This is a genomic window from Streptomyces wuyuanensis, assembly GCF_900103455.1.
GTDB lineage: Bacteria > Actinomycetota > Actinomycetes > Streptomycetales > Streptomycetaceae > Streptomyces > Streptomyces wuyuanensis.
Genome location: NZ_FNHI01000004.1, coordinates 382,605 through 403,266 on the forward strand (window position 1 = coordinate 382,605; position 20,662 = coordinate 403,266).

Sequence of the window (20,662 nt, forward strand, 5' to 3'; positions counted from 1 at the left end):
CCCGGGTCAGAGCAGAGCCCTCAGGCGGTCCGCCAGAAGGTCCCAGCGCCAGCGTTCCTCGACCCAATCGCGGCCCCGCTCGCCCATGCGGCGGCGCAGGCCGGGGTCCTGGAGGAGAGTGACGACGCGGTCCGCGCACTCCTCCGGGGAGCCGCCGCGGACGACCCAGCCCGTCTCGCCGTCGAGCACCGCGTCGGGCGCACCGCCCGAGTCGCCCGCGACGACCGGCAGGCCCGTCGCCGACGCCTCCAGGTAGACGATGCCGAGGCCCTCGACGTCCAGCCCGCCGCGCCGTGTGCGGCACGGCATGGCGAAGACGTCGCCGGCACCGTGGTGCGCGGGCAGTTCCTCCCACGGGACCGGTCCGGTGAAGCGGACCGAGGCCGCCACGCCCGTGGTCTCGGCGAGTTTCCGCAGGTCCTGCTCGTAGGGCCCGCCACCGACGATCAGCAGCACCGCGTCGGGCACCTTCGCGAGGATCGCGGGCATGGCCCGGATCAGGGTGTCCTGGCCCTTGCGCGGCACCAGCCGGGAGACGCAGACGACCACCGGGCGGTCGGTGAGGCCGAGCCGTTCGCGTACGGCCTCGCCCCCCGAACCCGGGTGGAAGGTCTTCTCGTCGACGCCCGGCGGCAGTTGCACCATCCGTCCGGCCGCCTCGGGCGTCAGCGCCGCGGCGATCCGCGAGCGCGTGTACTCGCCGAGGTAGGTGATCGTGTCCGTGCCCTCGCCGATCCGGCGCAGCAGCTGCCGGGATCCGGGCAACTGGGCCCAACCCGCCTCGTGGCCGTGCGTCGTGGCCACGAGACGCCGCGCACCGGCCCTGCGCAGCGCGGGCGCCATCAGCCCGAGCGGGGCGGCGGCCCCGAACCACACCGACGTGCACCCGTGCTCCCGCAGCAGCCCCACCGCGCGGCGGGTGACGCGCGGGGTGGGCAGCAGCATCGTCGTGCGATCGCGGACCACCGTGAACGGCTGCTCGGCGTCGAACGCGGCCGTCGCTTCGGCGCCCTCGCGACCGCGCTTCCAGGTCGAGGCGTAGACGACGATATGTTCGGGGTCCAGGCGCAGCGCCATGTTGTGGAGGAATGCCTGGATGCCGCCGGGACGCGGCGGGAAGTCGTTGGTCACGATCAGGGTCTTGTCCATCGCCGCCGACAGTACCAACGGCGGCCACGCCTCATCGCGGGCGGACCGGCGTGACCGGCATCATGGCAGCCGGGCCGGGATGGCAGCCGGGGCAGCGCGCAGGGCACGGGACCGATCGAACGGCACGGGGTGATCATGAAAGGCACAGGGCGTTCCGCCGCAGCGGGGAGAACCGCGGCCGGTCCCTCCGCGTCCGGGGGCTCTCTCGCCGCGGCCGTCGCCGCCTTCGCCCTCACCAGGTCGCTGCTGCTGCTCTGGGTCCTGAAGGCCCTCCCCGTCCGCGGCCCCGATGTGACCAGCGACGTCGCCGTGATCTACCGGGGCTGGTACGAGGTGCTGAGGACCGGCACGTACCCGCTGGACGACGTCACCTGGCAGTACCCGCCCGCGGCCGCCCTGGCGATCCTCTCCCCCGGCATGCTGCCGTTCCTGGACTACGTCCGCGCCTTCTTCGTGCTGGCGCTGGTCTGCGACGCGCTGGTCCTGGGTCTGCTGCTGTACGCGGGGCGGCGGCCCGGCAGATCGACGAAGGGGATGTGGTTCTGGATCGCGGGGGTGCCGCTGCTCGGTCCGACCGCGTACGCCCGCTACGACCTGATGGTGACCGCGGTCGCGGTGGCGGCCCTGTTCGCCGCCGCCCGCCGGCCCGCGGTCGCCGGTGCGCTGGCCGGGTTCGGCGCGATGCTCAAGGTGTGGCCGGTGCTGCTGCTGGCCGGGCTGCGGCAGAGGCGCGCCTGGGCCGCGGCGGCGGTCACGGCAGGGGCCCTGCTGCTGGTCCTCACCGCGTCGATGCCCGGGGCGCTGGCGTTCCTCGGCTTCCAGCGGGACCGGGGCACCGAGGTCGAGTCACTGGGCGCGCTCGTCTTCCACGTCGCACGGCACTTCGGCTGGGAGGGGCAGGTGCTGCTGAACTACGGCTCGGTGGAGTTCCTCGGCCCCTACGTCCCCCTGGTCAGCGCGATGGCGCTCGGTCTCACCGCGGCCGCGTTCGGCTGGCTGGCGGTGTGGCGGCTGCGGGCGTCGGACTTCTCGGCGGCCACCCCGGCGGACGCGGCCTTCACGGCCGTGCTGCTCTTCACGACGACGAGCCGCGTGATCAGCCCCCAGTACATGATCTGGCTGCTCGGGCTGGCCGCGGTCTGTCTCGCCTTCCGGTCGAGCCGGATGGCCCTGCCCGCGCTACTGGTGCTGGTCGCCACCGGGCTCACCTTCCTGGAGTTCCCCGTCTGGTTCGACAAGGTGGTCTCCAGCGACCCCCAGGGGATCGCGGTCCTCGCGGCCCGCAACGGCCTCCTCGTCGCGGCCGCGCTGCTGGCGTGCCGCCGCCTCTGGGCGAGCACGGTTCCGGCGCGGGGCCGGAGGCGCCGGCGAGCGCTGCCGGCCCGTTCCGGCCGCGACACGGCCGCCGTCGGTTCCTGACGCGGTACGGGCACGGCCCCGCGGCCGGAACCCCGGCCCGGGTCCGTACGCCGGCGGGATCCGCGTCCGGCTCCGCACGCCACGGCGGCACCCCTGCGCCCCGCTCGCCCACGCGGCGGCGCCGCACGCCTCACCCCAACCGCTCGCCCATGTACTCCCGCCAGTCCGCCGTGAAGCGTTCCGGACTCGTGCCCAGCACCTCGTCGAGCGCCGACTCGACCGCCCCGTCGCGCGCCTCGGAAGCACCGACCGCCCGGTAGAACGCGCGCAGCCGGTCCTCGCCCCAGCGGTCGGCGATCAGCTCACAGGCCAGCCGGCCGCCCTCGTAGGCGCGGCCCAGCACCCGGGCGTCACCGCCGAAGCGGAAGTCGGCGTCCGTGGGGAGCGCGGCGGGGACGTCTCCGCCGAGGACCGCTCGGCGCAGTTCCGGGGCCGCCTGGCGGAGATCTCCGCCGGTGCCGCGATAGGCGGCCCAGTCGGCGAAGCCCTCGGAGAGCCAGAGCGGGGTGGACGCGGACGTGTGCGCACGGGTCGCCACGTGCGCGGTCTCATGGGTGAGGACGACGCGCCGCCCGAGGTCGCCGAGCAGTCCGTACGCCTCCGGGTTGACGGTCACCCGGTCCGCGGGCAGCGGGCCGTCGCCCTTCCCCGGCGGGCCCGCCCTGCCCGTGGTGACCGCCGCGATGCCCCGGTACTCCGCGGCGGGGGCACCGAGCAGACGTCCCATGGCCTCCAGCGACGCCGGCACCATGACCACCACCCGCCCCGCCCAGGCCCCGGCCCAGGCGGCCGAGACCGCGGGGACGGCCCGGTCGGCTTCCGCCGCCATCTGCTCGAGCCGCGCCGACGGCTGGCCGACCCCGAGCACCAGGCTGCGCGTACCGCGCACCACCTCGACGTCGCCCTGCTGCCAGAGCTGCTGTCCGCCGCCGTGGCCCGGGCGGTCGGCGGTGATGTACCAGCGGCCGTCCCGCTCGGCCAGCTCCAGACGGCGCTCGGCGGTCACGGGCGAGGTGTCGTACCCGTCGAGCCGGTAACGCAGCTCGGCGTCGGCGGTGGCCCGGCCGCCGGAGCTCCTTGCGTGGGTGACCCGGTACTCCCAGGAGCCCAGCGGCACTTCCGCGAGGTTCGCGAACTCCGCGCGCCCCACCGCCGCCAGTTGCCGGGCCGAGGGGTCGAGTGCCGCCAGATAGCCCGCCTCGTCGTGGCGGAGCACCGCGGCGGCACGGGCGTCGAGCGTGCGCTGGACCTCCTGGGCCGTGGTGTCCCGGCGCGGCCCGTCGGCGCAGCCGCCCGTCAGCAGGGACCCGGCCAGGACGAGCGCGGTCAGAACGAGCGCCGCCCCGCGCCGCCGCCCCGCCGTCCGTCCGAAACGCCCCTGACCAGCCACCCTGCCGATGGTAGGCGAACCGTCGGCCGGGCCGGTCCGGGCCCGGACCGTGAGGGACCGCGGCCCGGCAGGGAGCGGGCCCGGAAAGCGTCGCTCCCGGTGGGACCCGGCCGACCGCTGGTGGGACCCGGCCGGCCCCCGCCCCGCTCAGGGCCGGGTCACCGAGGCGATCGGCATCATCCCCACCGGGTCGTAGCGCACCGCCGCCCCGGGGTAGGGCGCGTGGACGACCTGGCCGTTGCCGACGTACATGGCCACGTGACTGGCGTCGGAGCGGTACGTGACCAGGTCGCCGGGCCGCGCCTGGGACAGCGGCACCTGCTGCCCGGCGTACCGCTGCGCCTGGGAGGTGCGGGGCAGTCCGACGCCGGCCTGGGCGTAGGACCACTGGGTGAGGCCGGAACAGTCGAAGCCGCTCGGCCCGTTGGCACCCCAGACGTACGGCCTCCCGACGGCGCTCTGGGCGGCGGCCACGGCCGCGGCCGCACGCGCGGACGAGGGCCCCGCCCCGCCCGACAGGTCGGGGATGCGGCCGGAGCGCGACGCCCGGCCGTACGCCGCCCGATCCGACGCCGGCAGGGAGGCCAGCAGCCGCTCGGCCGTGGCGAGCTTCGCCTCGACGGTCCGCTTGTGGCGGGCCAGGGCGCTCCTGGTGCGCTCCAGTTCGGACAGTTTGCGGGCGGCCTCGGAACGCTCCTGGCCGAGCCGCCGCTGGGCCCGCCGGAGGTCGCTCAGGACGGTCGCCTCCCGGTCGCCGAGCCGGTCCAGCACCGCCGCCCGGTCGAGGTACGTGTCGGGATCGCCCGAGAGCAGCAGGGCGAGCGCCGGGTCCACCCCGCCGGAGCGGTACTGGGCCCCGGCCACGGAACCGAGCGTGTCGCGCATCCGGTTGATGTCCTCCTGCCCGCGGGCCGCCCTGTCCTGGGCCCGGGCCACCTGCGCGCGCAGTTCGCCGGCGTGCTCCCCCGCCTCGTTGTACTGCTCCGTCGCCTTCTCGGCCTGCTCGTAGAGCCGGTCGACCTGGGCGCGGGTGGCGGCGGGACCGCCGGCGGGGTCGGCTCCGGCCGGTGCGGTACCGAGCGCGGCCGCGGCGGTCGCCGCCGCGGCCGAAAGGAGGGTGACCCGGGCGCCTCGGTCGAAACCGGACGCTGAGGGTCGGCGATGGGACGCCACAGGAGCCGTACTCCCTTCCGCTGGACGCAGCCTGAGCGGCTGCTGCGCGGCAGACAGTAACGGCGGGGGAAGAGGTCGGCCAAAAGCGGCATCGGGCACATACAGTGACGCCCCGCGGGAGACCACAGGTCACCGGCGGGGCGCACCGTCAGCGGCGCATACCGTAATTCGCCCGATTGGGCGCCAGTTGGAGGAGCGTCAGATCCGGACGCCGAACTGGAAGGTGCCCATGTAGTCCATGGACTCGTAGCGCACGACCGTACCGGGCTTCGGGGCGTGGAGGATCTGGTTGTTGCCCGCGTACAGGCCCACGTGCGAAAGGCCGTTGAAGAAGACCAGGTCGCCCGGCTTGAGCTGGCTGCGGCCGATCTTCACGCCGTCGTTCTGCTGGGTGTAGGTGGTCCGGCTGAGACCCACGCCGGCCTGGCGGTACGCCCACTGGGTCAGCCCGGAGCAGTCGTAGGAGTTGGGGCCCTCGGCGCCGGAGACGTACGGCTTGCCCAGCTGGGTGGCGGCGGCGTTCAGGGCGGCGGCACCGCGCTGGGAGGCCGGCACCTCGTTGCCGAGGTCCACGCGCTCACCGGCGGCGCGGCTGGCGCGCTCCTCCTCCTCCGCCATCTTCGCCCGCTCGGCGGCGGTCAGGGTGTTGAGGAGCTTCTGGGCCTCGGAGAGCTTGCCCTGGATCTTGGCCTTCTTCTCGCCCAGCGTCTTGCGGACGTCCTGGAGGTCGCCGAGCTTGCGGGTGGCCTCGGCGCGCTGCTGGGCGAGGTCGCGCTGCTTCGACTGGATGTCCTCGAGCGCGGTGGCCTGCTTGGCCCCGAGCTGGTCCATCGCGGACGCCTTGTCCAGGTACGTGTCCGGGTCGCCGGAGAGGAAGAGCTGGACGGACGGGTCTATGCCACCGGAGCGGTACTGGGCGCTGGCCACCGAACCGAGCTTGTCCCGCATGGTGTTGAGCTCGTCCTGGCCACGGGCGACGCGGTCCTGGATCGCGTCGATCTCCTTCTGGAGCTTGGTCTGCTGCTCCTTGGCCAGGCTGTGGTCCTCGGTCGCCTTCTCCGCCTCGTGGTAGAGGGCGTCGACCTTGGCCTTGACCTCGTCCTTGCTCGGCTTGGCCGGAGCTGCCTGGGCGGCCTGCGAGGTGAGGGCGACGGCCGCCGCGGCGGTCGCGGTGAGCACGGTCACACGGGTGCGGCTCGGCTGCTTGGGACGACGGTGGGACGCCACGAAGGCGAGCTCCTTCTTCCTCGAGCCGCCTGCCGGGCCGTGGGGGCTGGATCCCGGGCTCCGCGCACACTCGACTCCCCGCGAAAAAGGGGTGAACTGCGCGAAATCGGCGGTTCCTTCGCTGTCATCCCGGATGGATGATCAACCGCGCGAAGGTTCGAGGCCTGACCCTAGTGACCTTCCTGTGATCAGTTCAAATCCTCATGAGAAAAATCTGGCCCACGAAGCGCATTCTTTACACACACCACACGGGCAGTAGCGGCGACTTGACGGTACGTTCCGCGAAATCGGGCATTAAGTACAGGAGTTACCAGTCGCACTAGACGCGCGAAAGCCGCTTCAGCAACATCGCGGACGCGACCGGCCTCGCCCCGGCCTTCGCCACCCCGTCGGCGACTTCGCGGTCCGTCGACACCACGACGACGGGCCGGCCCGGGGGCTCGGCCCGGACCAGCTGACGGATCAGCTCGTCCGCGGTCACGCCGGGCTTGGAGAAGAGGACCCGCACCCCGCGCGGGGGCGCCAGCAGCACCGGCGCGGCGAGCTCGGCCCCGTCGAAGACACAGGTGATCTCGGCGCCCGTCTGCGCGGCCAGCATCGCGAGGCCGCCGAGCAGCCGCAGCCGCTGCTTCTCCAGCGGCATCGTCGGATAGCCGGTCTTCGTGACGTTGTAGCCGTCCACGAGCAGATGCACCTGGGGCAGCGCGAGCAGCTGGTCCAGCATCGCCGGGTCGGTCTCGGACAGCGCGCGCGCCGCGATGTCCTTGGGGGTCATCCGGCCGGGTTCCACCGCCTCGACGGTGTCGGCCGGGTGCAGGGAGGCGGGCGGCAGGGCCAGTTCACGGCGCAGCCCGGAGGCCGCGTCCAGCACGGTGTCCAGCAGCAGCCGCACCCGCATGTCCTCGATGGACCGGCCCTCGCGGGCGGCCTTGCGGCCGGCCTCGACCGCGGCCTCCGCCTCGGCGAGCCTGGCCTTGAGCCGGCGCGCCTCGCTCTCGGCGGCGGACACCTGGGCGTGCGCCTCGGCCCTGGCGCCCTCGTTCTCGGCGTTGCCGCGGCGCACGGCCGCCTCCGCGCGCTTGACGTCGCTCTGGGCGCTGCGCAGCTTGCGGTGCAGCGCGTCCGACTCCTTGCGGACCGAGTCCAGCTCGGTGCGCAGCCGCTCGGTTTCGGCCCTGTGCTGCGCCTTCAGCCGGTCCAGTTCCTCGCGGAGCCGTTCCAGCTCGCGCCGGCTCTCCTCGTCCGCACGCTCGGCGTCGACGCGCTGGGCCTCCTCGCCGGCGGCGGCCACCAGCTTGACCCAGCCGGCCGGCCGCAGCACGTAGGCGGCCGCCGCCACGTCCACGGGGTCGGCGGCCGCGGGCGGCGTCCCGGACTCCAGGGCGGCGGCGAGCTCGGGCTGGGAATCGCGGAGTCGTTCACCGATGCGCTGCCGGAAGACGGGGTCGCCCTCCAGGGCCGCGGCCATGGCGTTGCCCGCGTACTTCGCCCGCCGGGTCGGGGTGAACCGGGCGTACTGCCGCAACTGGGCGGGGAGTTCGGTGACGGTCAGCCCGCCGAAGGCGTCCGAGACCAGTGCGACGACCCGTCGCCGCACAGCTTCCGGCAGCGGGCGGTCGAGCGCCTCGGCGGCGTCGCCGGCACCGGCCGGCCCGGTGCCGCTCTCGGGCTGCTCCACGATCCGTCACCCCACTGTCTTCCCACGGGTCCGCGCGGCTCCGTCAGGAACCGCTGCCCGGCCTGTCCACCAGTTCGATCTGGTCCACGGCGTTGCACCAGCGGCAGCGGACCGACTCGATGGTCTCACTCACCACCTCACGCTCCTCCACCTTGGGCTCCCCCGCGAGATCCAGATGGACGTACTCGACGACCTTGGACGACCGGGTCACGTCGAAGCGGGTGAGGTTGCCGCACAGGGTGCAGCGCCACCGGGTGGTGGCCGTCGGCATGGGTACCGTCGTCATCGAGCCGTCCTCGTCTCCTCGTGCGTACTGCCCGTAACCCTACGACCTCACGGGTCCGCCGTGACACGGCGAGGCGGTCTGCCCGCTTCGGTCCCGGTACGCCATGCTCTGGACATGATCGATCGGTGGACGGCGGTACGGGGCGTGGCGACCGGCCCGGTGGTGACCTACGGAGCGATCGGCCTGTGCTGCCTCCTGTTCCTCTTCGGCCCGGTCTCCGGGCTCAACCCGTCGTACGGCACCGGGGACACCCTGCTCACCGCCCAGACCCTCTACTTCGAACGCTGGGGCGTGATCCCGAGCGAGCTGCTTCAGGGTTCCCCGAGGGCCCTGCTCACCCCGTTGACCGCGCTCTTCGTGCACGGCAGCTGGCTGCACCTGCTCGGCAACGTGCTCTTCCTCCACGTCTTCGGCGCCATGGTCGAGGAGCGCATGGGGCACGTGGAGTTCGCGCTCTTCTACCTGGGCTGCGGCTATCTGGCGCTCCTCGCGTACGCGGCGGCCAACGCCGAGTCGGACCACACGCTCGTCGGGGCGTCCGGAGCCATCTCGGGTGTGCTGGGCGCCTTTCTCTGCCTCTTCCCGAGGACCCGGGTGACAAGCCTCTACCCCTTCCTCTTCTTCCTGCCGCTGCGCTTCCCCGCCTGGATCGTGCTGGTCTTCTGGTTCGTGCTGCAGTGGCTGGCGGAGGCGCAGAGCTCGGGCTCGGGCCCCGGGGTGGCGTATCTGGCGCATCTGGTGGGGTTCGGCATCGGGTTCCTCTACGCATGGGGCCGCTACCGGCAGGCCGCTAGAGTGAAGGCCCAAGCAGCGGCCACCGAGGGAGAAAGACAGCCGTGATCACTGCGATCGTGCTCATCAAGACCAGCGTGGACCGCATCCCCGAGATCGCCGAGTCGATCGCCTCCCTGGACAGCGTCAGCGAGGTCTTCTCGGTCACCGGCACGTACGACCTGATCGCGATGGTGCGGGTCGCGAAGCACGACGACCTGGCCGATGTGATCCCGGGCCGGATCAGCAAGATCCCCGGCGTCGAAGCGACCGACACCCATGTCGCGTTCCGCACGTACTCCCAGCACGACCTGGAGGCCGCGTTCGCGATCGGGCTCGACGCGTAGCACCGGGTACGACCGGAGTCCGGCGGACGGGCGGACGAAGGGGCCGGCACCGGCCGGCGCACTCGTCCGTATGCCTCGTCCCCGCGGACGGGCGGAGCCGGGGCGGACGGCGTCGGCGCGACGGGCGGTACTCGAGGGCACCGGCCCGCCCCCTGCGCACGGCCGCCCCGCCCGCGGATGAGCCCCGCTGCCTCGGGGCTGGCCGGGCCGCCACGGGCGGGCCGCCGCGCCCGGACGCGAGTCCCCCGACACGAAGCCCCCGCCGGCACCGGCCCGGTCCGGGTGGAGGAGCCGTCGGCGGTGCCGGAGCGGTGGGCGGCGGCCACTGACCCGCGATGTGCCGGGGCGGCCGATGCGCCCGACCTCCGGCTGTCCCCGGCACCGGGGCCTCGGGCGGACTGGCGCCGAACTCGCCGCCGTCGGGGCGCGGCTGCCGCCCCGGTTCGACGTGCTGCTGGACCATCCGGACCTGGACGCCCGCCTCGCCACGGCCGATCTCGTCGTCACCGACGAGGGCGACCTAGACGGCCAGACCCCGCACGGCAAGATCCCGGCCGAGGCGGCACGTCGCGCCAAGCGGGCCGGGCGCCCGGTGCCGGCGCTCGCCGGCACGCTGGGGCACGGCGCACACGAGGTCCGGGGGGCCGGAGTCGATGCGTACGCCACGATCGTGCCCGCCCCCCGTGCGGACGAGGCGCTCGGCCGCGCCGGCGAATTCCTCGCCGACGCGGCCGAGCGCGCGATGCGGATGATCCTGCTGCGAGCGCGGCTCGCTCCGCCGGCCGCTGCGGCGCCGAACGGCCCCCGAACGGGAGGGCGCCGGCGGCCCGGACCGCCGTGGCCGCCGGCTCCGACGGAGCCCCTCGGGCCGCGCAGCCCGCCCGCGCCCCGGCCGGCGCCGTCAGCCCGAGCCGCTCACACGGCGGGAACGCAACGCCCGTCCTCGGTGCGGTAGTTCCACCGCGCACCGTCGCGAACCAGCTCCCTCACCGCCGTGACGAACCGCTCCACGTGCTCGTCCGGCGTGCCGGCCCCGAAGCTGACCCGGATCGCGTTCAGCGACCTCGCCGGGCCGTCGGCCGGGGAGCCTCCCACGCCGCTCCGCTCGCCCGGCTCGGCATCCGGGGCACCGCACTCGCCCACCTCCTGCGGTTCGCTTCCCAGCAGCGTGCGGACCAGCGGGTGGGCGCAGAACAGTCCGTCGCGCACGCCGATGCCGTACTCGGCGGACAGGGCGGCGGCGAAGTGCGAGCTGTTCCAGCCCTCCACGACGAAGGAGATCACGCCGACCCGGGTGGGGGTCTCCCCGGCGGAACGCGAGGGGGAGTCGTCGCCGAACAACGACAGCACCCGGACCTCGGGCACCTCGGCGAGACCCGCGAGGACCTTCGCGACGAGGTGTCGCTCACGCTCGACGAGGGCGTCGAACCCGGCCTCCGTGAGCGCCCTGCAGGCGGAGGCGATCGCGTAGGCGCCGATCACGTTCGGCGAACCGGCCTCGTGGCGGGCCGCGGTGGTGTGCCACTCGACGTCCACGCCGCCGTCGGTCCGGCGCGCGACCCTCCGCGAGGCACCGCCGCCCGCGAGGTACGGCTCGGCGCCCTGCAGCCAGTCCGCCCGCCCGGCGAGCACACCGGAGCCGAACGGCGCGTACAGCTTGTGGCCGGAGAAGGCGACCCAGTCGACGTCCAGGTCCCGCACGGAGACACGGTGGTGCGGGGCGAGCTGGGCGGCGTCCAGGACGATGCGCGCCCCGTGGGCGTGCGCCGCGGCGGCCAGTTCGCGTACCGGCCACAGTTCACCGGTCACGTTGGACGCACCGGTCACACAGACCAGGGCGGGGCCGTGGGGGTCGCGGCCGGCAAGCGCCGACTCCAGCGTCCGGACCGCCTCGCCCGGGGTGCGCGGGGCGTTCAGGTACGTCACCCGCGCGTTCGTCCACGGCAGCAGGGAGGCGTGGTGCTCGGTCTCGAAGACGAAGACCTCGCAGCCCTCGGGGAGCGCGCGGGCCAGCAGGTTCAGCGAGTCGGTCGTCGACCGGGTGAACACGACCTGGTCGCCCTCGCGGCAGTCGAGGAACTCGTGGACCGTGAGCCGGCTGTTCTCGAACAGGTCGGTGGACAGCTGCGACAGGTACCCGGCGCCCCGGTGGACGCTTCCGTAGTACGGGGCGTACGCGGCGACGTCGTCCCATACGCGTTGCAGGACGGGGGCGCTGGCGGCGTAGTCGAGTGCGGCGTAGGTGACTTCACCGCCGGTGACGAGCGGGACGGTGACGTCCCGGCCGAGCACCGGCAGCGGGGCGTCACAGCAGGGGTCGTTGTCGACGGTGGCGGCGGGGCCGGCGGTGTCGGCGGTGTGCGGGCGCACGGACATGGCGATATCTCCCGGCAGGTGGGGGCGAATTGGCGTGAAGGACCCGCACCGCGGCACGACGGCACACAACGGCCGCTCCGCATACGGGTGTTGCCTCGACGCACGGCACAAGAGGCACGTACGGAGGAGGAAAGGGGCCGACGGGCCCTAACGCATTCGCTTGCTCACGAGACAGCTCCTCGAGGACCAGGACCCCAGGGCTGCGACATTCACCGATGTCCGCGGGGTCCGCGCTTGCCGCGGACCTCGCTGCCCACGGCCTGGTCTTCACCCGGGGCACCCCGCCACGGACGGAGGGTTGCCGGACAGCGGGCCGGGGCCGTAGTCGCTGTCACTCATGACCTTGGGCAGCATCCTGCCACACGTCCGACCGCGCGCAAGGCGCAGTCCGCCATCCGGACTGCGCCCCGCGTCACATCATGCGTTGCTCGCGGCCACCCAGCGGTCCAGCGCCCGCTTCGCCGCGCCCGAGTCGATGGACTCCGCGGCCCGGGCCATACCGGCCCTGAGCTGCTCCACGAGGTCTCCCTCGCCCTCCCCCACCGCGGCCAGCGCGGCGGCCGAGTTCAGCAGCACGGCGTCCCGCACGGGCCCGGTCTCCCCGGCGAGCAGCCGGCGGGCGACATCCGCGTTGTACGAGGCGTCCGCGCCGCGCAGCGCCTCCACCGGGACCAGCTCGATGCCCACGTCCCGGGGGTCGAAGGTCTCCTCGCGCACGGCGCCGTCCCGGACCACCCACACCCGCGAGGTCGCGGTCGTGGTGAGCTCGTCCAGGCCGTCGTCGCCGCGGAAGACCAGCGCGCTGGAGCCGCGCGCGGCCAGCACACCGGCCATGATCGGGGCCATCCGGGCGTCCGCCACGCCCGTCGCCTGGGCCCTGACCCGGGCGGGGTTGGTCAGCGGACCCAGGAAATTGAACGTCGTGCGGATGCCGAGCTCCTTGCGGGCCGCCGCCACGTGCCGCAGCGCGGGGTGGAACCTCACCGCGAAGCAGAAGGTGATCCCCGCCTCCTCGGCGACCGCCGCGACCCGCTCCGGCGTCAGTTCGAGATTGACGCCGAGCTTCTCCAGCACGTCCGAGGCACCGCTCGCGCTCGACGCGGCCCGGTTGCCGTGCTTGACCACCTTCGCGCCGGTGCCGGCCACGACGATCGCGGACATGGTGGAGATGTTGACGGTCTTGGCGCCGTCGCCGCCGGTCCCCACGATGTCGACGGTGTGCCCGGGCACCTCGATCGTCCGGGCGTGCTCGTACATCGTCCGCACGAGCCCGGAGATCTCCTCGACGGTCTCGCCCTTGGCCCGCAGGGCCACGGCGAAGCCCGCGATCTGCGCGTCGGTCGCCTCGCCCCGCAGGATCCGGTCCATGGCCCAGGCGGTCGCCTCCGCGCTCTGGTCACGTCCGTACAGGAGGGAGTCCAGCACCTCGGGCCAGGAAAGGCCCGCCGCGGTGGATCCTCCTGCGGGGGTCACAGCGCTCATGGTCGCTCCTGGGTCCGTCCGGATGGGAATGCCTCCACCCTATCGATCCCCGGGACGCGGAAGAGCCCCGTCCATCGGATGGACGGGGCTCTCTCGCCGGGTGGTGCCGCAGCCGTGGCGATCGCTGCGGCCGGCGAAGGGGATCAGTGGTGGCCGTGGCCGCTCGTGATCTCCTTGTACTCCTCGACGGTCGGCTTCGCGACCTGGTTGTCCTTGCCGTAGTACGCCTTGCTCAGTCGCGCCCGCAGCCGCTCGGTGCGGGAGACCTTCCGCTCCACGCCGTTCTCGTCGACCGTCGGGCCGATCTCGCGCGGCGTGTACTGCTGGTGGGCGGTGAGCGTGTGCAGGGCCTCCTGCGTCAACGGCTCGTGGACCTCGACGAACTCACCGTGCGGCAGGCGCTTGATGATGCCGGACTCGCGTCCGTGCAGCACCTTGTCCTTGTCGCGCCGCTGCAGACCCATGCAGATCCGCTTGGTGATGATGAAGGCCAGGACCGGTCCGGCGAAGAAGAAGATCCGGACGAACCAGGTGATCGAGTTGATCGACAGGTGGAAGTGGGTCGCCCAGAGGTCGTTTCCACCACCGATCAGCAGGACGAAGTACCAGGTCAGCCAGGCCACACCGAAGGCCGTACGGGTCGGGGCGTTGCGCGGGCGGTCCAGGATGTGGTGCTCGCGCTTGTCCCCGGTGACCCAGGACTCGATGAACGGGTAGACCGCGATGGTCGCCAGCACCAGCGGGAAGATCACCAGCGGGATGAAGACGCCCAGGACCAGGGTGTGACCCCACAGGTTGATCTCCCAGCCGGGCATCACACGGATCAGACCCTCGGAGAAGCCCATGTACCAGTCGGGCTGGGCGCCCGTGGACACCTGGTCCGGCCGGTAGGGGCCGAGCGCCCAGATCGGGTTGATCGAGGCGATCGCCGAGATGACCGAGATGACGCCGAAGACCAGGAAGAAGAAGCCGCCGGCCTTGGCCATGTAGATCGGCAGCAGCGGCATGCCGACCACGTTGTTGTTCGTCCGGCCGGGACCCGCGAACTGCGTGTGCTTGTGGTAGAAGACCAGGATCAGGTGCGCCACCAGCAGGCCGAGCATGATGCCCGGCAGCAGCAGGATGTGGATCGAGTAGAACCGGGCCACGATGTCGCCGCCGGGGAACTCCCCGCCGAAGAGGAACATCGACAGGTACGTGCCGACGACCGGGACGGACAGGATCGCGCCCTGCATGAAGCGGACACCGGTGCCGGAGAGCAGGTCGTCCGGGAGCGAGTAGCCGGTGAAACCGGTGAACATGCCCAGGACGAACAGCAGGAAGCCGAACAGCCAGTTGATCTCACGCGGCTTGCGGAACGCGCCCGTGAAGAAGACGCGCATCATGTGGACCATCATGGCCGCGAGGAAGATCAGCGCCGCCCAGTGGTGGATCTGCCGGATCAGCAGACCACCGCGGACGTCGAAGCTGATGTCCAGGGTCGAGGCGTACGCCTCCGACATCAGCACGCCCTGCATCGGGACGTACGAGCCGTGGTACTCCACCTCGTTCATCGACGGGTGGAAGAACAGCGTCAGGTACACACCCGTGAGGATGATGATGATGAAGCTGTAGAGCGCGACCTCACCCAGCATGAAGGACCAGTGGTCCGGGAAGATCTTGCGCATGTTGGCCTTGGCGAGGGAGTAGATCCCCAGCCGGCCGTCGGCCCAGTCGGCGACGCGCTCGCCGGCCGGAGCCTTCCTCTTGTCAGTTGCAGTGCTCATCCGCGCTCCCAGAAGGCAGGACCGACGGGCTCGTCGAAGTCGCCGAGCGCTTCGAGGAAGCCTTCGTCATTCACACCGATCCGCAGCTGCGGAAGGGCGTGACCGGCCGGGCCGAAAATGACGCGGGCGCCGTCGGAGAGGTCGAAGGTGGACTGGTGGCACGGGCAGAGCACGTGGTGCGTCTGCTGCTCGTACAGGGAGATCGGGCAGCCCACGTGGGTGCAGATCTTCGAGAACGCCACGATGCCCTCGTGGGACCACTCGAGCTCGCGCTTGTCCTTGATGTCCTCCGGCTGGATCCGGACGATCATCAGGGCGGCCTTGGCGATCTCGGTCTGGAAGCTGTGGTCGTGCTCGGTCAGACCTTCGGGCATGGCGAAGGTCAGCGAACCCACGGCCACGTCCTCGGGACGCAGCGGCTCGTGCGTGTTCATGTTGATGAGCTGCTTGCCCTTGGCCCACAGCGTGTGACGGAGCTTGTCCTCCGGCAGCGGACCGAGGTCGCGCAGCAGCACCACACCGGACAGCGGCACCATGGCCAGCGCGCCGAAGAGGGTGTTGCGGATCAGCTTGCGCCGGCCGAAGCCGGACTCCTCCGCACCCGCGGCGAAGTCGGCCAGAACCTTGGCCTTGACCTCCGGCGGGGCCTCGATCGGGTGACGCTCGTCCACCAGCTCCTGGTCGGACATCAGGGTGCGGGCCCAGTGGACCGCGCCCGCGCCGATGCAGAACAGGGCCAGACCGAGGGTCGTGCCCAGCGCGAAGTTCAGAGCGCTGACGTGACCGAACGGCCAGATGTAGACGATCTTGTCGACCGGGAAGATCACGTACGACGCGATGAACGCGATCGTCGACAGCATCGACACGGTGAACAGCAGGGCGACCGTGCGCTCGGACCGCTTGGCGGCCCGCTCGTCGATGTCCTGGATCCGCGGCCGGTGGGCCGGGAGGCCCGGGTCGGCGAAGGGGTCCTTCGTCGCCACGGCGCCGTGCGCGTGGTCCTGCTCGGACGGCAGGGTCTCTTCGGGAATGTCTTGGCTACTCATGACTTCTTGGCCTTAGCGGTGTGGGCCGCGACCCAGATGGCGGTGGCGATCAGCGCACCCAGACCGAACACCCAGGCGAACAGTCCCTCGCTGACGGGGCCGAGCCCGCCGAGGCTCAGTCCGCCCGGGGTCTCCGCCTCGCCGCTGTTCACCGTCTGGATGTACGCGATGATGTCGCGCTTCTCCTGCTCCGGCATCGTCGTGTCGGGGAAGGACGGCATGTTCTGCGGGCCGGTCTGCATGGCCTCGTAGATGTGCTTCGGGCTCACGCCCTCGAGGTTCGGGGCGTACTTGCCGTGCGTCAGCGCACCGCCCTCACCCGTGAAGTTGTGGCACTGGGCGCAGTTGGTGCGGAACAGGTCACCGCCGCGGGCGATGTCGGCACCCTCGGGGTTGTACTGCTTCTCGGTCGGCGTGACCGGACCCGGGCCCAGGGAGGAGATGTACGCAGCGAGCTGGTCGATCTCGGCCTGCGAGTAGATGTTCTTCTTCTTCGGCACCTGGGCGCCCGGCTGCTGGGCGGGCATGCGGCCGGTGCCGACCTGGAAGTCCACGGCGGCAGAACCCACGCCGATCAGGGACGGCCCGTCGGAGGTGCCCTGACCGCCGGTTCCGTGGCAGCTGGCGCAGCCGACGGTGTAGAGCTTCTTGCCCTCCTCGATGGCGAGGGACTGGGCGGTTTCATCGGCCTGCGCCTTGTCCGCGGGCGCGAACGCGGCGTACAGCCCCCCAGTGGCCGCCAGCGCGAGGAGTAGTACGACGACCGCCGCCAGCGGATGGCGTCGTCGTGCGGAGAGCTTTTTCACGGATTACCCCGGTGTCAGGATCTTCTGCGTCGATGCTTCTGGAAGGTGTGCGGGTACGGAGCCCGGCTACTTGATCATGTAGATCGTGGCGAAGAGGCCGATCCAGACGACATCGACGAAGTGCCAGTAGTAGGACACGACGATGGCGGCGGTTGCCTGCTCGTGGGTGAACCTCCGGGCCGCGTACGTCCTGCCGAGAACGAGCAGGAAGGCGATGAGACCGCCCGTCACGTGCAGGCCGTGGAAGCCGGTGGTCAGGTAGAAGACCGAGCCGTACGGGTCCGACGAGAGCGAGAGGCCCTCGTGCTTGACCAGCTCGGTGTACTCGAACACCTGGCCGCCGATGAAGATCGCACCCATCACGAACGTGATCACGAACCAGGTGCGGAGCTTCTTCACGTCACCGCGCTCGGCGGCGAAGACGCCGAGCTGGCAGGTGAGGGAGGAGAGCACCAGGATCGTGGTGTTGGTCGCCGAGAAGGGGAAGTTCAGGGTCGAAGCCCGTTCTGCCCAGTACTCGGCACCCGTCACCGATCGCAGGGTGAAGTACATCGCGAAGAGGGCCGCGAAGAACATCAGCTCGGAACTCAGCCAGATGATGGTTCCGACGCTGGTGAGGTTCGGCCGATTGACCGACGGGTGCGCGTGCCCGGTTTCTACTGTCGTTGCTGTCGCCACGACCGACATTATGTCGGTCGCTTATCCAGCCCTCACTCCGGGGGGTGCCGTTCGGTGTGTCAGTGAGTCGTGTCCAGCCCGAACGGCCCATCAAAAGCAGTCATCGAGGCGGTACGACCGGTGCTGAGCGAGCCCTGTGAGGAGTAGCATCCGGCGCATCGGTGCAGCCCCGTTCTCCCCGACGAACCCGGAGGAACAATGCAGTCGACCGCCACGGTGCTGGTGTACAGCGACAACGCCGGCACCCGCGAACAAGTGCGGCTCGCCACGGGCCGCCGCCCGGCCGCCGACGTTCCCGCGGTCGAGTTCATCGAGTGCGCGACTCTGCCCGCGGTCCTCAAGCAGCTGGACAAGGGCGGGATCGACGTGTGCGTACTCGACGGCGAGGCCGTGCCCGCCGGAGGCATGGGCGTGTGCCGGCAGATCAAGGACGAGATCTTCCGCTGCCCGCCGGTGCTGGTGCTCATGGGGCGCCCGCAGGACGCCTGGCTGGCCACCTGGAGCCGCGCGGACGCCGCGGTGACGCTCCCGGTCGACCCGGTGGAGTTCGCCGACGCCCTGGCCGGGCTGCTGCGCGGGGGACGGGCCGCGGCCTGACGCCGCGGGGCCCGTCCCGACGCCTCAGACCCGGGGCCGCAACCGTGCGTCGTCGGCCGCGGCGCCGCCGTCCCGGGTCCCCTCCAGCAGCGCGCTCCCGCCGCGCCATTCGTCCCATTCGAGGTTCCAGTCGCCGAAGCCGTTCCCGAACGGGTCCATCGGGGCACCCAGGCTGTTGACGACCTTGACGATGTCACCCTCACGGACGGTCTTGAAGAACCAGGCCGCGTTGCCGGTGGACATGCCGGTGCAGCCGTGGCTGACGTTCGCGTACCCCTGGGAGCCGACGGACCAGGGCGCGGCGTGGACGTACTCGCCGCTCCAGGTGACCCGCGTCGCGTAGTAGACGGGCAGGTCGTAGGACTCGGCACTGCCGACCGGGATGCCGATGCTGGTACCGCGCATGCGGACGAAGTACTCCTTGCCGAGCACCACCTTGACGCCGTTGCGCGTGGAGAAGCCCGGCTTGCCGGTGGTCACCGGGATGGTGTTGATCACTTCCCCGTTGCGCTTGACCGTCATCTGGTGCGTGGAAGCGTCGGTGACGGCCTCCACGCGGTCGCCGATGCTCAGCTTCAGGGGCTTCGTGGGGCCGCCGTACAGCCGGTCGCCGACCTTCACGCCCTCCAGATTGCTGCGCACCTCGACGGAGGCGCCTGCGGGCCAGTACTCCTTCGGGCGGTAGTGCAGCTTCTTGTCGTCCACCCAGTGCCAGGCGCCCTCCACCTCGGGGGACGAGGTGACTCGGAGGGACCGTTCGACCGCCGCCCGGTCGGCCTTGGCGGCCACGGGAAGGCTGAGCTCGGCGGTGATGGGCTGGCCGACCCCGTACGTGCCCGTCTTCGGGCCCAGTTCGACGCCCAGGAGCCGCTTCGGGGAGGCGGTCTCGAAAGTGAGGGTACGGACGCCTGGAGCGCCGTCGCCGTTCTCCGTGGAGACTCTGACCGTGTAGCGCGTTCCGGCCGCGAGAGGGCCCGTGGAGCGCCATCTCGCGCCGTTCGCGGAGAGTTCACCCGCCAGATACCGGCCGGCGGTGTCGACGGCGGTGACGTCCGTGATCCGGCCGTCCTTGCCCTTGGCGGACACCACCAGAGGCTTGTCCGGGTCTGCCTTGGTGCCCGAGGGAGGAGCGTTGAAGGCGACCTGACGCGCCGCGTCGTACGGCCTCGCCGACAACGGATGGCTGTCCTGGCCGCTGCACGCGGTCGTCCCCGCCCCGAGGGCCAGGGCGAGCACGGTGCAGCTCGCTACGGTGCGCTTGCGCGGCGTGTCGTTCATGAGCACACGCTATGGAGAACCTCCCGCAGCGGCGCGCCGGATGACTGCAAACGAGGGGCCCGGACACCACCCGTTCGGGTCAGTGTCCGGGCCCCTGCGTGGTCCGGAGCGGTGCGGCCGCTACTGGTTCTGGTTCTCTCCGCGGTAGTACTCGAACACCCATCCGAAGATGCCGACCAGGATCAACGGGGCCGAGAAGTACATGATCCACCAGCCCATCGCGACGGCCAGGAAGGCCAGCGCGCCGCCGAAGGCGAGCGAGAGCGGCTGCCAGCTGTGCGGCGAGAAGAAGCCGACCTCACCGGCCTCGTCCGCGACGTCGGCCTCCTTGTCGTCCTGCGCCATGGCGTCCACTCGCCGGGCCGTGAAGGCCAGGTAGTAGCCGATCATGATGCTCAGGCCGAAGGCCAGGAAGAGCGCGGTCGTACCGGCCGGCTCCTTCGACCACACGCCATAGAGGATGGCCATGGCGAGGATGAAGACGCTCAGCCAGATGAACATCCTGCCTTGGATCTTCACTTGCCGGCCTCCTTGTCAGCGGTGATGGCACCGTGACCGGCGTGGTCGAGCTGGTCGAGAGCCGCGATCTCCGGGTGGTGCAGATCGAAGGCCGGGGATTCGGAGCGGATCCGCGGCAGGGTGAGGAAGTTGTGCCGCGGCGGCGGGCAGGACGTCGCCCATTCGAGCGAACGGCCGTAGCCCCACGGGTCGTCGACCTCGATCTTCTTGCCGTACTTGGCCGTCTTCCAGACGTTGTAGACGAACGGAAGGATCGACAGGCCGAGCAGGAACGAGCTGATCGTCGAGATGGTGTTCAGCACGGTGAAGCCGTCGACGGCCAGGTAGTCGGCGTAGCGCCGCGGCATGCCCTCGGCGCCCAGCCAGTGCTGGACCAGGAACGTGCCGTGGAAGCCGATGAACAGCGTCCAGAACGTGATCTTGCCGAGGCGCTCGTCCAGCATCTTGCCGGTGAACTTCGGCCACCAGAAGTGGAATCCGGCGAACATCGCGAAGACCACGGTGCCGAACACGACGTAGTGGAAGTGCGCGACGACGAAGTACGAGTCGGAGACGTGGAAGTCCATCGGGGGCGAGGCCAGGATGACACCGGTCAGACCACCGAAGGTGAAGGTGATCAGGAAGCCGATCGTCCAGAGCATCGGGGTCTCGAAGGACAGCGAGCCCTTCCACAT

General features: G+C 71.5%; 19 protein-coding genes, 1 pseudogene and 1 riboswitch. Of the genes and pseudogenes, 5 read left to right on the forward strand and 15 right to left on the reverse strand.

The window, feature by feature from the left end:
- Positions 1-6: 6 nt before the first annotated feature.
- Positions 7-1,149 (reverse strand): glycosyltransferase family 4 protein, encoded by a 1,143-nt coding sequence (locus BLT82_RS08930; RefSeq protein WP_093653321.1) that lies wholly within the window; start codon positions 1,147-1,149, stop codon positions 7-9.
- A 135-nt stretch (positions 1,150-1,284) separates the two neighbouring features.
- Here BLT82_RS08930 and BLT82_RS08935 point away from each other — a divergent pair, with 135 nt between their 5' ends.
- Complete coding sequence (locus tag BLT82_RS08935) at positions 1,285-2,568, forward strand: glycosyltransferase 87 family protein (RefSeq protein WP_093653366.1); 1,284 nt, start codon at positions 1,285-1,287, stop codon at positions 2,566-2,568.
- Between the two features lie 130 nt (positions 2,569-2,698).
- Here BLT82_RS08935 and BLT82_RS08940 read toward each other — a convergent pair whose 3' ends face one another.
- The 5 genes from BLT82_RS08940 to BLT82_RS08960 form a co-directional block, all read right to left on the reverse strand.
- A complete protein-coding gene (locus BLT82_RS08940; protein ID WP_093653322.1) occupies positions 2,699-3,958 on the reverse strand; it encodes a gluzincin family metallopeptidase in 1,260 nt (419 codons plus the stop codon).
- A gap of 147 nt (positions 3,959-4,105) precedes the next feature.
- On the reverse strand, positions 4,106-5,131 hold the full coding sequence (locus BLT82_RS08945; protein WP_093653323.1) for a C40 family peptidase: 1,026 nt from the start codon (positions 5,129-5,131) through the stop codon (positions 4,106-4,108).
- A 198-nt stretch (positions 5,132-5,329) separates the two neighbouring features.
- Positions 5,330-6,358, reverse strand: coding sequence for a C40 family peptidase (locus tag BLT82_RS08950; RefSeq protein WP_093653324.1), 1,029 nt, complete (start codon positions 6,356-6,358; stop codon positions 5,330-5,332).
- Positions 6,359-6,677: 319 nt separating this feature from the next.
- A complete protein-coding gene (locus BLT82_RS08955; RefSeq protein ID WP_093653325.1) occupies positions 6,678-8,036 on the reverse strand; it encodes an NYN domain-containing protein in 1,359 nt (452 codons plus the stop codon).
- Positions 8,037-8,079: 43 nt separating this feature from the next.
- Entirely contained in the window at positions 8,080-8,322 is a 243-nt protein-coding gene (locus tag BLT82_RS08960) for a hypothetical protein (protein WP_093653326.1), read from the reverse strand.
- Positions 8,323-8,436: 114 nt separating this feature from the next.
- Here BLT82_RS08960 and BLT82_RS08965 point away from each other — a divergent pair, with 114 nt between their 5' ends.
- The 3 genes and pseudogenes from BLT82_RS08965 to BLT82_RS08975 all read left to right on the forward strand — a co-directional run.
- On the forward strand, positions 8,437-9,162 hold the full coding sequence (locus BLT82_RS08965; protein ID WP_093653327.1) for a rhomboid family intramembrane serine protease: 726 nt from the start codon (positions 8,437-8,439) through the stop codon (positions 9,160-9,162).
- Positions 9,159-9,440 (forward strand): Lrp/AsnC family transcriptional regulator, encoded by a 282-nt coding sequence (locus BLT82_RS08970; RefSeq protein WP_017949877.1) that lies wholly within the window; start codon positions 9,159-9,161, stop codon positions 9,438-9,440. The genes BLT82_RS08965 and BLT82_RS08970 overlap by 4 nt, the downstream gene beginning before the upstream one ends.
- A gap of 264 nt (positions 9,441-9,704) precedes the next feature.
- Positions 9,705-10,395, forward strand: a pseudogene (locus BLT82_RS08975) (glycerate kinase); the annotation flags it as partial.
- Here the strand turns inward: BLT82_RS08975 and BLT82_RS08980 are convergent.
- The 6 genes from BLT82_RS08980 to ctaE all read right to left on the reverse strand — a co-directional run bounded on the left by BLT82_RS08980 (position 10,356) and on the right by ctaE (position 17,603).
- On the reverse strand, positions 10,356-11,816 hold the full coding sequence (locus BLT82_RS08980; RefSeq protein ID WP_093653328.1) for an aminotransferase class V-fold PLP-dependent enzyme: 1,461 nt from the start codon (positions 11,814-11,816) through the stop codon (positions 10,356-10,358). The pseudogene BLT82_RS08975 and the gene BLT82_RS08980 overlap by 40 nt on opposite strands.
- Before the next feature lie 225 nt (positions 11,817-12,041).
- Positions 12,042-12,159, reverse strand: a riboswitch (SAM riboswitch).
- 74 nt (positions 12,160-12,233) lie between these two features.
- Positions 12,234-13,298, reverse strand: a complete 1,065-nt coding sequence (gene trpD / locus BLT82_RS08985) for an anthranilate phosphoribosyltransferase (protein WP_093653329.1) — start codon at positions 13,296-13,298, stop codon at positions 12,234-12,236.
- Between the two features lie 143 nt (positions 13,299-13,441).
- A complete protein-coding gene (gene qcrB / locus BLT82_RS08990; protein ID WP_093653330.1) occupies positions 13,442-15,064 on the reverse strand; it encodes a cytochrome bc1 complex cytochrome b subunit in 1,623 nt (540 codons plus the stop codon).
- Positions 15,061-16,110 (reverse strand): cytochrome bc1 complex Rieske iron-sulfur subunit, encoded by a 1,050-nt coding sequence (gene qcrA, locus BLT82_RS08995; protein ID WP_093653331.1) that lies wholly within the window; start codon positions 16,108-16,110, stop codon positions 15,061-15,063. Before qcrA ends, qcrB begins: the two co-directional genes overlap by 4 nt.
- The gene (qcrC, locus tag BLT82_RS09000; protein ID WP_093653332.1) at positions 16,107-16,916 is read right to left on the reverse strand and encodes a cytochrome bc1 complex diheme cytochrome c subunit; all 810 of its coding nucleotides are present in this window, start codon (positions 16,914-16,916) and stop codon (positions 16,107-16,109) included. Before qcrC ends, qcrA begins: the two co-directional genes overlap by 4 nt.
- A gap of 66 nt (positions 16,917-16,982) precedes the next feature.
- Positions 16,983-17,603, reverse strand: a complete 621-nt coding sequence (gene ctaE, locus BLT82_RS09005; protein ID WP_093653333.1) for an aa3-type cytochrome oxidase subunit III — start codon at positions 17,601-17,603, stop codon at positions 16,983-16,985.
- Between the two features lie 189 nt (positions 17,604-17,792).
- Between ctaE and BLT82_RS09010 the strand changes: the two genes are divergently transcribed.
- Positions 17,793-18,191 (forward strand): DNA-binding transcriptional response regulator, encoded by a 399-nt coding sequence (locus BLT82_RS09010; protein WP_093653334.1) that lies wholly within the window; start codon positions 17,793-17,795, stop codon positions 18,189-18,191.
- A gap of 24 nt (positions 18,192-18,215) precedes the next feature.
- On the opposite strand, the gene BLT82_RS09015 is transcribed toward BLT82_RS09010, so the two are convergent.
- The 3 genes from BLT82_RS09015 to BLT82_RS09025 all read right to left on the reverse strand — a co-directional run.
- Positions 18,216-19,469: a L,D-transpeptidase gene (locus BLT82_RS09015; protein ID WP_093653367.1), complete on the reverse strand. Its 1,254-nt coding sequence runs from the start codon at positions 19,467-19,469 to the stop codon at positions 18,216-18,218.
- A 120-nt stretch (positions 19,470-19,589) separates the two neighbouring features.
- Positions 19,590-19,988: a cytochrome c oxidase subunit 4 gene (locus BLT82_RS09020; RefSeq protein ID WP_093653335.1), complete on the reverse strand. Its 399-nt coding sequence runs from the start codon at positions 19,986-19,988 to the stop codon at positions 19,590-19,592.
- The coding region (locus BLT82_RS09025) for a cytochrome c oxidase subunit I (RefSeq protein ID WP_208867786.1) at positions 19,985-20,662 on the reverse strand (678 nt) is incomplete at its 5' end. The genes BLT82_RS09025 and BLT82_RS09020, both read right to left, overlap by 4 nt.